Origin of the sequence: Acinetobacter courvalinii (assembly GCF_014635545.1) — a bacterium.
Lineage (GTDB): Bacteria > Pseudomonadota > Gammaproteobacteria > Pseudomonadales > Moraxellaceae > Acinetobacter > Acinetobacter courvalinii.
The window spans coordinates 912018-924640 of sequence record NZ_BMDA01000001.1; the positions used below are offsets into that span (position 1 = coordinate 912018).

Consider the following 12623-nt stretch of genomic DNA (forward strand, 5'->3'; position numbering starts at 1 on the left):
TTTTGATCCTGTACATGAGTGTAATGCCAGATAAGACTTAACAATTTAGGCAAAGCAAATGTATTAAAAATGAAGATTTACTTTTCGGAATAACTTTAATCTGTATTTTTTATTGGCAAAATTATAACCTGCTTATTTTTTATGATAATTAAGAGCCCGTAATTCTAAAAATATTATTAATTTTTATTAATAATAAATAGGCCTTTTCAGCTTAAAAAGATGATTCTTATGTGCATTCTCTTGAGCTTATAAAGAACGTATTCAATTAAAAAAATGGAGCTTCGCATGAAGACTTTATCTACAGGCTATCTCAAAGCAGCTGGTATCTTGTTTTTAGGATATTTTCTGGTTGCGTGCAATGATGATAAAAATGAAATTAGTTCGGAATACAAGCAACAGGCGACCAGTACTGCGTTAAAGGCTTTAAGTGAACGTTTGGTATGGCAAAATAATCAATGTGATGCAGTATATGCAGGAATTCTTGATCAAAACCTTAAGGCAAAAACGGCTTTACAGAAACTGAGGGCATCATTAACCAGTTCCGAAAATAATCTCGCTGCTTTTATTGATCAGCGAATGTTACCTAAATTATTACAACTTGAGTCAGAATCCAGCTTCCTGCAGCAACGTTGTAATGCACCAGATTATGATGGTTCAGGCGTCAGTATGGAGCGCCCAGCCATGTTGCGTGAAATGGTCAGTGAGTGGCAGGGTACCATTAACTTATTAACCCGGCAGTTAAATAATCCTCCTCAAATGGATAAGCCAATCCAACTGGCAAAACTGACAAATACTGAAGTAAATGTGAATACTGCAGCCTTATTTAAATTTAAGGACTGCGCAGATCAATTTTGTCCAGAGCTGACAGTTATTCCAAAGGGCAGTTATCAGATGGGAGGTTCGTCAGCTGAGCATGAAAGAGAAGAGGTACCAGATCAGGCAAGACCCTATGAATTGCCACAACATCAGGTCAATATTACCCAGCCATTTGCAATGGCGTCCCACGAAACCACTGTGGCCCAGTTTCAGCAATTCCAGAAAGAAACAGGCTGGGAGGTGCAAGGGTGCCGCAATTGGGAGGTCCGTGATGGTGACTTTAATATGTGGTATCGCAATGATTTAAGTCCGAGTAACCCGGGATTTGCTCAAACTGCCCAAGATCCGGTCGTGTGTGTACGCCGCGAAGATGGTCAGGCATTCACGGCATGGCTTTCTAAAAAGACAGGAAAAACCTATCGTTTGCCAACTGAGGCAGAATGGGAGTATGCGGCTAGAGCGGGATCATCAACGACCTTTTATTGGGGTAACGATCCTGAGCGTGATCAAGCTTGTAAATATGCCAATGTTCTGGATATAACCACGACTTCAACCGAAAAGAATACTGCGGCATGGCGTTCATTTAACTGTAGTGATGGCTATGCTTATACCGCACCTGTAGGTTCATTTTTACCGAATGCTTTTGGACTATATGATGTCCTTGCCAATGCCCGTGAATGGGTAGATGATTGTTGGCATGCCAATTATCAAGGTGCACCGACTACTCAGGCACGTTGGGGCGCCGAGAATAATGGCTTGTGTCATTTCCCTGTATTACGTGGTGGAGCATGGATTTACAATGTGCATAACGTCCGTACTGCTTATCGTAATGCTTATTATTCATCTCAGGCCAGCTCAACCATGTGGGGCTTTCGTGTAGTGCGGGAAATTTGATAAAGAATAAGAAACCTGAATTTGTTCAATTGACCTAATCGATTGTTTTTGCTAAAAATCAGGGCTGAGTAATCAGCCCTTATTTTTTATAAAATGAAAAGTATTTTGAATATAAAAGGTAATATTTATGAACTAGTTAATATTATCCATAAAAATCATAAGGTTGAGGATTTAGCAACAGCAATTAAAGGTTTGGTTTCTCTAATATTAAAGGATTATCCTTATTTAAAACCGCCAAAATTTTTAATTATTCCGACAAAAACCTTAGCATTTTCTGTCTGGTATCAGGAACCAAATGCAATTACAGAGACTTTATTGATTGAGCAAAATGGTTTTACTGCTTATTTATGGAGGTGTGATGACCAAAAATGGTATTTGGATGATTTAGATTCTGAACCTCATGAATTTGCTCGTAAATTAATAGAGAATATACCCGTATTTCATTCTATTCCTGAAAATCCTAAAGACATTAAACATTTACTTGAAATAGGTATAATGGATTTTGATGCTAATTTTTGTCCAAAGTTTTCAGAAAGAAAACTAGAAGATGATAGGGAGGTTCTTACATGGGATGATCGTTTTTTGTTGGTAGGAACTCAGCTAGAAAATCTTAAACTTTATAGCCATGAAGAGTGGAAAGCTTTCATAGATAGAGATAACTACCATTTAAATTGAGGTTCTATTTATGGCATTACTACATGATTTTGTTTTATTAAATAAAAATGAATTCTCTTATGATGATTGCTGCGAGCTAGTCGGTAAGGTTTCTCATGATGTTTCAATCCATGATGATCTTATTATTTATTTTAATGATTTTTTAAAATGGATACCTACCTATAATCCAAGTTTAAAAGTTAGGCATACTGGTTTAAATTATTATGGTGTAACAGTGATTGATGGAGATGGAGCTAAAGAAGCATTTCAATTGTTTTCTAGTCTAGTTAATATTTTAAAGTTATCGCCACAAGTTTTAACCTTAACAGGCGAGTATACTTTTATTCATGCATATGATAATGTGATTGACCCAAATGAAAATGTTGATCGTATTTTAAGACAAACAGCAGGTTATGAAAAAATCATTATGCAAAAGAATGAAGTTATACAAAAAATTGAAATATTGGCAGAACTTATGCAGAAGGTCATTGATTCTAATAATAGTTTATATGTTCTACATTTGGGAATCTAAATTTAGAGGAACATTCCTAATCGTACAGAATGTTCCTCTGCTTTTTAAATCACCAATAACCTAACACTTTCCACCAAAGTCCGCCAATCACCACAAAGATGATGATATTGACGACACTCATGACAAAGCCAGCTTTCCACCATTCACCCAGTGTGGTGTAACCCGAACCAAATACCACAGGCGATGTGCCCGTCGCATAATGGGTTAAGGTCATCATGATGCTAGAAGCTGCTGCCATCATTAAGGCAAATAACATCGGTGGAGCACCCAGCGCCAGTCCAGCTGTATAAAAGGCTGCAAACATGGCAGTGATGTGTGCCGTGGTACTGGCAAACATATAATGTGCATAGAGATAGGCCAGCATCAGCAATAAACAGGCAGGCATCCAGCTGAGACCCAAATGGCCAATTCCTGTTTCCAGTACGCCTGAGAACCATGTGATTAAACCGAGCTTATTTAAATAAGTCGCCATCATCACCAAAGCTGCGAACCAAGTGATGGTATCCCATGCGCTTTTTTGCGTCAGGATATCTTCCCAAGTCAGTACACCTGTAATTAGCAGCAAGCCCAAACCAATAAAGGCAGTCGTGGTCGGATCAACCGCCCAAGCTGAACCGAAAATCATGGCAGGGATACCTGCCCATAACAGTAGTAAAATCCCAAATACACCCAGCATAATGATTTCATTTTTGCTGACAGGCCCCATTTCCTGCAACTTGGTTTTGGCAAACTGCGCTGCGTTTGGGGTTTCCTTAACTTCAGGTGGATACATCCAGTACATGATTAACGGCATGATGATCAAGGCAATTAAGCCCGGTAATAACATGGCCAGTGCCCAGGTACTCCAGCTCAATGAAATCTGACTGTTGGTTGCTTTCGCTACCAGATCCACCACCAAAGGGTTAGGGGCGGTTGCGGTAATAAACATGGCAGAGGTAATCGGATTGGCTTGGTAGTTGACCAAGGCTAAATATTTCCCCATGCGTCCTTCAGTGCCTTTGGCAGGGTCAGAGTCGTAACTGGTCGAAATTGCACGGACAATCGGGTGAATAATCCCGCCACCACGTGCCGTATTGCTTGGGGTAACCGGTGCAAGAATCAGTTCAGACAGCACCATGCTATAACCGATACCAATGGTTTTCTTGCCCCACACCGCGATAAATAAATAGCCCAGTCGTGCGCCCAATCCGGTTTTTTGCAAGCCTTTGGAGATCATGATCGAAATACCGATTAACCAGATCAGTGGATTGGCAAAGCTGCTGAGCGCATCCTGAATGGCACCACTTGGGCTATCGTTGGTAACACCGGTCACAGCGACCAAAGTAATGGCAATAATCGCAATTGCACCGATCGGCATGGCTTTACCAATAATGGCGGCAATCACACCAACAAACATCGCCAATAAATGCCATGCATCAGGATCGACGCCAGCAGGTACAGGAATCACGAACCAGATAATCAATGCAATAAATAAAGAGATCAGCGTCGGGAGAGCTTTAAATCCCATGTTAAATTCCCCTTGTTGTCACGGGTTTAATAAAATTTATAGTTCTTTATGAATGAATCGTTAAAGAAATAACCACGAAGCTTTTATTATGGTTGAAGCGGAGGCCCAACTGCAAAGAAAGTTTTGTTGAAACAGCGTCAGATAGCTCAATGTATTGGCAAATGATCTTGTTTTAAACCTAAAAATAGGGCTTCAAGTGAAAATCCCTTATCAAATTTGAAAACAACATGCTACATTTTGAGCTTGCTTGAACAGACAATAAGTACGGTATGACTCAACTTTCATGGCAGCAATTAAGACGTTTTGTATATGACAATCTGCATAATGATGACTATAAAAGTACCGTCAGTACCTGCGTAAATTATCTGCTGATTGCCTTGATCATCGGTAACGTTGCTGCCGTTTTGCTGGAGTCTGTGAACGAGTTTTATCAACTGTATAAGCCGTATTTCGATATCTTTGAAAATCTCTCGATCATGATTTTTAGTGGCGAATATCTACTCAGGCTGTGGAGTATTGTTGAGCAAGAGCCACAAGAGGCGGCTTGGAAGCAACGTATTCGCTGGATGAAAAGTGGCGGGGCCATTATTGATTTATTGGCGATTCTACCTGCCTATCTCAACTTTATTGTGCCGATTGACTTACGTTTCTTACGAGTCTTACGTTTAGTCCGTTTATTGAAGCTGACGCGCTACTTTGTTTCCCTGCAAATTCTATTACGCGTCATCCAGCGTGAAAAAGGTTCATTTCAGGCGGTCATTTTTATTCTGGTCATTATGATTGTCATGACCGCATCTGCGATTTATGTGGTTGAAAATAAAGCCCAGCCTGAAGCCTTTAGTTCGATACCGCAATCGATGTGGTGGGCGGTGGTCACCCTCACCACAGTCGGTTATGGTGATGTGACCCCAGTAACTAATTTGGGGCGGATACTGGGTGCATTTATTACCATTCTCGGTGTCGGTATTGCCGCTTTGCCCGCGGGTATTCTGGCTTCGGGTCTCGCCAATGAATTGAATATGCGAAATCAGCGACTGGAACAGGAGTTTCGCGAAGTCTTGCAAGCCAAGGGGCTGGACTTGCTGCATGATCAGGTGGAAATTGAACGGATTCGCAAGAAAGTCGGTTTACCCAAAGAGCAGACCCATGAAATTATCATGCAACTGGTCAGGGAAAAGTTGCTTGAAGATCAGGAACAGGAAAAAAAGCATTACCGTTTTTGCCCGCATTGTGGTGAAAAGCTGACGGAATAAATTGAATTATAAAGACAGCGCCTAAAATTAGACTTCATTTCATAGAAATTTATTTTTATCTGAATAATAAGAAGAAGCAGGTAAGGAAGCATGAATTATTTTAATTTTTTTGCATAAATTTTTCTGATTCTGATCTGCTTAAATTAGTTTTAAGCATGATTAAAAAAAGTTAACAATAATCTTTCTCATTTATGCTACTTTTCTAGTAATTAAATTGTAATTTTTAAGCTTATTTTAAGTTTATGTAACTGATGAAGTTCTCCTGACATGATTAAGCGGCGTTATCTGATTTTATTGTTACTGCCACTGGCAATGATTTCCTTATTTGTCGGCGTAGGCGAGATGAGTCTTGCGGGTTTGTGGGCGGGTAACCCTCAAGACTGGCAACTGTTCTGGACTAGCCGTTTACCGCGTCTGATGGCAATTGTTGTGGCGGGTGCGGGGCTGAGTGTCTGCGGTCTGATCATGCAGTCGTTGAGTCGTAACCGCTTTGTGTCTCCCACCACCGCAGGTCTATATGACTGTGCCCGTTTAGGTGTTCTGGTTTCAATCATTTTACTGCCGAGTGCTTCAATTTTTATTAAAACAGGTTTTGCCATTGCGGTAACGCTTATTGGTGCGATGGCCTTTATGAGTATTCTGGCGACGCTCAAGCATCGTGATACGGTTTTTGTGCCACTGGTGGGGATGATTTTTGGCAGTATCATTTCAGCCTTTACCACCTTTATTGCGTTACAACTGGATTTATTACAGAACCTAGCGGGTTGGTTACAAGGCGACTTTTCCACCATTTTAAATGGGCAATACGAGCTGATCTATCTCAGCGTGCCCGTTCTGATCCTGATTTATTTCTTTGCCAATCGTTTTGTTCTGGCTGGCTTGGGACAGGATTTTGCCACCAATCTGGGGCTGAATTATAAACAGACGCTTTTTATTGGCCTGTTACTGGTGTCAGTGATTACCGGAGTGGTGATTGTGACCGTCGGGGCGATTCCATTTCTCGGTTTGATTGTACCGAATCTGGTGAGCTTATACCTCGGTGACAATATCCGGAAAACCCTTTCTCATACTGCATTGTTGGGTGCTTTGCTGGTTCTGCTTTGCGATGTATTTGGTCGGGTGGTGATTTTCCCTTATGAGGTCTCTGTCAGTCTGATTATGGGGGTAGTGGGCAGTGTCATTTTCTTGTGGCTGCTGCTTAGGAGATACCGCTATGCCTCATAAAACCAAGTTAATGATTTTAGCTGTAGCTGTGATTGCAAGTATTGCACTCTATCTTGGCTGGAATCTGGGCGTGGCCTGGCAGTATGTCTTAAATCTGCGTTTAAAAACGGTTGCAGCCATCGTGGTAGCGGGAACTGCGGTTGGTGTTTCGACTTTGGTTTTCCATACCATTGTCAATAATCGGGTGGTGACGCCGCAGGCATTGGGACTGGATAAATTATATGAACTGTCTAAAACGGCGATTATCTATTTCTTTGGTGCCAGCACGTTATTGTCACTGAATTTTGTCACGGATTATCTGATCAGTCTGCTGCTCATGGTGACTTTTGCCTTGCTGCTGTATCGCTTTATTTTCCAGAAAGTGGCGCAGCAAAATATTTATTTCCTGCTGTTGGTAGGGCTGATCTGTTCGACTTTATTCGACAACATGAGCACTTTTTTTCAGGTCTTGCTCGATCCGGATGAATTCCAGATTGCTGCCTATGCCGGCTTTGCCAGTTTTAATGTGGTGAAGCTGGAAACGGTGGGCTTGTCCTTACTCACCATTGTGCCGATTCTGTTGTATAGCTTAAAGCATTATCACACGCTCGATGTGATGGCGCTGGGACGAGATCATGCGCTGAATCTGGGACTGGATTATGACAAGACCAGTCGCTTGTTGTTGATTCTGGTGGTATTGGCACTGGCTTCTGCAACAGCTTTGGCTGGCCCAATGATGTTCCTGGGTCTGTTGGTACTCAACATTACCCTGGAAATGTTCAAGACCCATCAACATCATATCTTACTGCTGGGCATCATTCTGGTCAGCATTCTGTGTCTGATGCTTGGACAGTTCATGGTGCTGCATGTGCTGAATTTCAAAACCACGCTCAGTGTGATTATTAACTTTGTCGGTGGAATTTATTTCTTCTGGATTTTATTGAAGGAAAATAAAAAATGGCAATAGAGCTCAAGCATTTAAGTAAAAGCTATCAGCAACAGCGGGTCGTGAATGACCTATCGCTGAATATTGCCAAAGGGCAATTTACCGCATTTATTGGGCCGAATGGTGCAGGCAAAAGTACCGTGCTTTCGATGATGAGTCGTTTAATCGAAGCGGATCAGGGGCAGGTTTTACTCGATGGTCAAGACTTGCAACAGATGAAAAGTGCCGATATTGCCAAAAAACTGGCGATCTTGAAGCAGTCCAACCATACCGAGTTGCGTCTCAGTATCGAGGATCTGGTCGCTTTTGGCCGCTTTCCGTATTCACAAGGACGCCTGACTGAACAAGACCTTCAAGTGATTGACCGTTGCATTGCCTATATGGATTTAGATGCCTTACGCCACCGACAAATCAGCGAATTGTCGGGTGGACAGCGACAACGTGCCTATATTGCCATGATTTTGGCACAGGACACGGACTATATCTTGCTGGATGAACCCTTGAACAATCTGGATATGAAGCACTCTTCCCAGATTATGCGGGTGTTAAAAGATTTGGCCGAGAATCATGGCAAATCCATCATTGTGGTGATTCATGACATTAACTTTGCTTCCGTCTATGCCGATCATATCATTGCCATGAAAGAAGGTGAGTTGCTGTATCAAGGGCATCCACAACAGTTGATGGATGAACGTATTCTCCAAGATATTTTCGATTTCCATATTCCGATCCAGCAGGTTCAGCAACATAAATTAGGTTTGTATTTTATTAGTTAGGAGCTTGTTATGCTTTTCAAAAAAACATTGCCAGTCATGATGTTAAGTGTAGCCTTGGCTGCATGTGGTAATTCCAGTACACCTTCGGCAAATCAGGACAGTCATACTGCAGCTACACAGGATACCTTAAGTTTTAACAGTAAGGCCGGTCAGATTAGCATTCCTGCGAATGTGTCCCGTATTGCTGTACTGGATACCAGCGCCCTCAATACCATTCATGCCTTGGGCGCAGACGACAAAGTGGTGGCCTTGCCAAAAGGAACGCCGTTACCGAAAGTGTTGCAAAATTTCAGTGAAGGTAAATATTTGGATGTAGGGACCGTGAAAGAACCAAATCTGGAAAAAATTGCAGCCAGTCAGCCTGAACTGATTCTGATAAGTGGTCGCATGGAAAATCTGGTCGGTCAGATCAAGCAGATTGCACCGACCTACTTTGTTGATGTGGATTACAATGATCAGTTCAATTCGTTTAAACAGCAAACTTTGAATATCGCTGAAATGGTAGGCAAGAAGCCAGAAGCGGAGCAGCAATTACAAACGCTGGAAAAAGATATTGTGGCCTTAAAAGCCAAGACCAAAGGTAAAACGGCATTGGTGATTTTGGTCAATAACAGCAAGATTGCGGCCTATGGCCCAGGTTCGCGCTTTGGCAATATTCATGACCTCTATGGTTTTACCCCAGCAGATCCTTCAATCAAGGTGGGATTGCATGGTATGGCGGTGTCACATGAGTTTATTGCCCAGAAAAATCCTGATTACCTGTTTGTGATTGACCGTGGTGCAGCCATTACTGAAAATCAGCAAGGTGCAAAACAGGTGTTAAATAACCAGATCATTAACCAGACTAAAGCGGCTAAAAACGGCAACATAGTTTATCTGGATTCGAGTAACTGGTATTTGATGAATAATGGTCTGGATGGCATGAAAGCCATGCTGAAAGAAGTTGCCGATGCGGTGAAGTAAAATCCAGTCTGTCAGCGTGATAACAACAAACCCGAAGCGCTCGCTTCGGGTTTTTTATATGATAAAGGGAAATAAACACGACCTTATAAGATGATGCGTATTTCTTTACTGTATTTGGGCACGGCGATTTTAGTCTCTTTATTGGTCATTTCTGGGATTCAGCCTTTTGACCAGACCACATGGTGGCTTGAAGTCACACCGGTATTGATTGTGATACCGATATTGTATGCGACACATAAAGCTTTTCCACTCAGTCCGTTGTTATATGGGCTTGTTTTCTTGCATGCCATTGTATTGATTGTTGGTGGGGCGTACAGCTATGCGCGTGTACCGTTGGGTTTTGAAATTGCACAATGGTTAGGGCTGGACCGCAATCCTTATGACAAGATCGGGCATTTTATGCAGGGCTTTGTACCTGCTATGGTTGCGCGTGAAATCCTGATTCGGAAGCATATTTTAGCTAAAGCTAAGATGCTGAGCTTTATTGTGATCTGTATTGTACTGGCAATCAGTGCCAGTTATGAGCTGATTGAATGGGCAGCAGCATTATTATTGGGACAGAGCGCAGAAGAATTCCTTGGAACTCAAGGGGATGAGTGGGATACACAATCGGATATGTTTTTTGCCCTGATCGGGTCGATCACGGCCTTGTTATTCTTATCAAAATGGCATGATCGACAGATTGTGAAATTAATGCATTAATATCAATAGCGGAATCTGCTGTTAAGACACAGCAGATTCATTGTTCTGTGAATAGCGGGCATAAGCCAAGGCAATCAATAAAATGGCTAAACCACCCAGACTTAAGACAAAGCCGACCCAGATCGGTGCTAACCAGCCCATATCATGACTCAGAACCCATCCACCCAAAAAAGCACCCAGAGCATTGGCGAGATTAAATGCCGAATGGTTGAGGGAAGCTGCCAGCGTTTGTGCGTCACCCGCAATGTCCATGAGATGGGTCTGTAAGGCACCACCGAGACCAATCACGGTAAAACCAATCAGGAATAAGGCTGCAATCGCGGTATACAGACTAGACATCATAAAGCTAGCCGCTACAAAGGCGAGGGCCGAGCTGATCAGAATCCCGATAATGGTTTTAAACAGGTTTTTATCGGCCAGCCAGCCAGCCACCAGACCACCGATGACCATACCGATGCCCCAAATCGCTAAAGCAATCGGCACGACACTGATATTGGCATGGGTATATTCGGTGAGAATCGGAGAAACATAGCTATATACCGAGAACATGCCCCCAAAGCCAATGGCACCCACGGCAAGGGTCAGCCACATATTGATATTCTTTAAACCTGCCAGTTCACCCTTGATACTGGCGGTTTTTTGCAATGGAATATTCGGAACAAATAAGCCAACGCCAATCAGGGTAATAAAGGCGATCACGGCAGAAAATTCAAATCCTGCTTTCCAGCCAAATTGCTGACCGAGCCATGTGGCAATGGGTACTCCAATCACATTGGCAATGGTTAAGCCCATCATCACTTGGGCAATCGCCGTGGCACGGCGTTGTTTGCCTGCCAGTTCAGCTGCAACCAGTGCCGCTACACCAAAGTAAGCCCCGTGCGGAAAACCGGCAATAAAGCGGGACAGCAACATGGTTTCTGGCGTTGTGGCAAACGCTGTCGCTGCATTGGCCAGACCATAAAACAGCATCAGGCCCAGCAATAAGGTCTTACGTGGAACTTTAGCGCCGAGGATAGCAATAATCGGTGCGCCGACCATCACGCCCAATGCATAAGCACTAATAAAATAGCCTGCATGCGGGACACTGACATTTAAGTCCGTGGCGATTTCCTGAATTAGTCCCATCGCCACAAATTCAGTTGTTCCAATACAGAAACTACCGACGGCGAGTGAGAAAATCACCAGAAATAAGGAGTAGTGGGATGTTATGGGTGTGGGAGAACTTGGAGAGGTCATGAGTCTCTAAAAAATAATATCTGGAGCAGGGATTATTTTTTCATACCTCTGTCAAAACCGATAGAGAGAAAAGTGGAATTTTCAAATAAAATTAGGGAGGCGCGGCATAAAAGCTAGGTGCGGCATGAATAAGGTAGCTATTGTAGCGATATAGAGGAATTACAGGTAAATAAAGCCCATTGTGAAAATGAGCTTTATCCTGAGTTATCGCGTTGCGGCACGGGTGAAACTTAGAACATGGTATTACTATTGGCGCTGTTTTCTGGAACCGATTGATTTGCATCCCAGTGTTCAACGATCTTGCCATTTTCGACCCGGAAAATATCAAAACCTGCATTTTCAGGTTGGCCACTTTGTTGACTGCGTAGATGAACAGCAACCAAATTACCATCAGCAATAACGCGTTTAACTTCATATTCAGCAGATGGATCATCTTTAAACAATTGTTCAAAGAATGAAACAAAAGGCGCTTTGCCATCTCCAATCCATGGATTGTGCTGGATGTAATGATCGGCAAGATAACGGTCGGAAAACTCTCTGACCTTGTGTTGCTCAAACACACCTTTGACAAAAGCAGTCACTAATTCTTTATTGGCTGCTGTTTCGGCAGGTGATAAATTTGTTTTATTGGCTCCATCAAACATTACTTCCGGATTGGTTGTGGTGCGTTCGTTTTCGGGTACAGATTGATTGACATCCCAATGTTCTACGATAATGCCATTTTCAACTCGAAACAGGTCAAAGCCCGCATTGGTGGCCGCATCGGTATTCAGTTTACCCTTGACCTGTAAAAGTACCAGATCATTTTCAGCTAGGCTACGGACAATGTTGTACTGGGCATCAGGGTTGTCCGCAAAGCGTTTCTCAAAGAAGTCAATAAATGGCTGTTTGCCGTCGGGTAAAAATGGATTGTGTTGAATATAGTTTTCAGCGAGGTAACGGTCAGAAAATTCCTTGACTTTTTTATCTTTAAATACACCTTCAAAATAGGTGATTACTTGTGTTCTATTATGTTCGGTTTGCTGTGTTTGGGCCTCACTGCTGTTTTGTTGCGAATCCTGCTCGGACTTTGAATCGTCATTACAGGCGCTGAGGGCTAAAGGAAGCAGAAGGGCAGTTAAAATAAAAAGTTTCTTCATTA

12 protein-coding genes are annotated in these 12623 nt (G+C 42.5%); 9 read left to right on the forward strand and 3 right to left on the reverse strand.

The annotated features are described in order from the left end of the window. The first annotated feature begins 285 nt into the window (after nucleotides 1-285). The 3 genes from IEV39_RS03975 (at nucleotide 286) to IEV39_RS03985 (ending at nucleotide 2896) form a co-directional block, all read left to right on the forward strand. A complete protein-coding gene (locus IEV39_RS03975) occupies nucleotides 286-1710 on the forward strand; it encodes a formylglycine-generating enzyme family protein (RefSeq protein WP_005286434.1) in 1425 nt (474 codons plus the stop codon). A 93-nt stretch (nucleotides 1711-1803) separates the two neighbouring features. Next, the gene (locus IEV39_RS03980; protein WP_005286431.1) at nucleotides 1804-2385 is read left to right on the forward strand and encodes a hypothetical protein; all 582 of its coding nucleotides are present in this window, start codon (nucleotides 1804-1806) and stop codon (nucleotides 2383-2385) included. A 10-nt stretch (nucleotides 2386-2395) separates the two neighbouring features. After that, nucleotides 2396-2896 carry a hypothetical protein gene (locus IEV39_RS03985; protein ID WP_005286428.1) on the forward strand — a complete coding sequence of 167 codons (501 nt, stop codon included), beginning with the start codon at nucleotides 2396-2398 and terminating at the stop codon, nucleotides 2894-2896. Nucleotides 2897-2945: 49 nt separating this feature from the next. Here IEV39_RS03985 and IEV39_RS03990 read toward each other — a convergent pair whose 3' ends face one another. Beyond that, nucleotides 2946-4403 (reverse strand): DASS family sodium-coupled anion symporter, encoded by a 1458-nt coding sequence (locus tag IEV39_RS03990; protein ID WP_005286425.1) that lies wholly within the window; start codon nucleotides 4401-4403, stop codon nucleotides 2946-2948. Between the two features lie 269 nt (nucleotides 4404-4672). On the opposite strand from IEV39_RS03990, the gene IEV39_RS03995 reads away from it, so the two are divergent. The 6 genes from IEV39_RS03995 to IEV39_RS04020 all read left to right on the forward strand — a co-directional run bounded on the left by IEV39_RS03995 (nucleotide 4673) and on the right by IEV39_RS04020 (nucleotide 10246). Then, nucleotides 4673-5656 carry an ion transporter gene (locus IEV39_RS03995; RefSeq protein ID WP_005286422.1) on the forward strand — a complete coding sequence of 328 codons (984 nt, stop codon included), beginning with the start codon at nucleotides 4673-4675 and terminating at the stop codon, nucleotides 5654-5656. A gap of 267 nt (nucleotides 5657-5923) precedes the next feature. Next, nucleotides 5924-6880: an ABC transporter permease gene (locus IEV39_RS04000; RefSeq protein ID WP_005286418.1), complete on the forward strand. Its 957-nt coding sequence runs from the start codon at nucleotides 5924-5926 to the stop codon at nucleotides 6878-6880. Further along, nucleotides 6870-7826: an iron chelate uptake ABC transporter family permease subunit gene (locus IEV39_RS04005; RefSeq protein WP_005286415.1), complete on the forward strand. Its 957-nt coding sequence runs from the start codon at nucleotides 6870-6872 to the stop codon at nucleotides 7824-7826. The genes IEV39_RS04000 and IEV39_RS04005 overlap by 11 nt, the downstream gene beginning before the upstream one ends. Continuing rightward, a complete protein-coding gene (locus IEV39_RS04010; RefSeq protein WP_005286413.1) occupies nucleotides 7817-8581 on the forward strand; it encodes an iron ABC transporter ATP-binding protein in 765 nt (254 codons plus the stop codon). Before IEV39_RS04005 ends, IEV39_RS04010 begins: the two co-directional genes overlap by 10 nt. Before the next feature lie 9 nt (nucleotides 8582-8590). Beyond that, entirely contained in the window at nucleotides 8591-9544 is a 954-nt protein-coding gene (locus IEV39_RS04015) for a siderophore ABC transporter substrate-binding protein (protein WP_005286410.1), read from the forward strand. A 93-nt stretch (nucleotides 9545-9637) separates the two neighbouring features. Continuing rightward, complete coding sequence (locus IEV39_RS04020) at nucleotides 9638-10246, forward strand: DUF2238 domain-containing protein (RefSeq protein WP_032883261.1); 609 nt, start codon at nucleotides 9638-9640, stop codon at nucleotides 10244-10246. 21 nt (nucleotides 10247-10267) lie between these two features. Here the strand turns inward: IEV39_RS04020 and IEV39_RS04025 are convergent, their stop codons facing one another. Both IEV39_RS04025 and IEV39_RS04030 read right to left on the reverse strand, forming a co-directional pair. Then, a complete protein-coding gene (locus tag IEV39_RS04025) occupies nucleotides 10268-11482 on the reverse strand; it encodes an MFS transporter (protein ID WP_005286404.1) in 1215 nt (404 codons plus the stop codon). Nucleotides 11483-11712: 230 nt separating this feature from the next. Continuing rightward, nucleotides 11713-12621 carry a nuclear transport factor 2 family protein gene (locus IEV39_RS04030; protein ID WP_005286402.1) on the reverse strand — a complete coding sequence of 303 codons (909 nt, stop codon included), beginning with the start codon at nucleotides 12619-12621 and terminating at the stop codon, nucleotides 11713-11715. Between the last annotated feature and the right edge of the window lie 2 nt (nucleotides 12622-12623).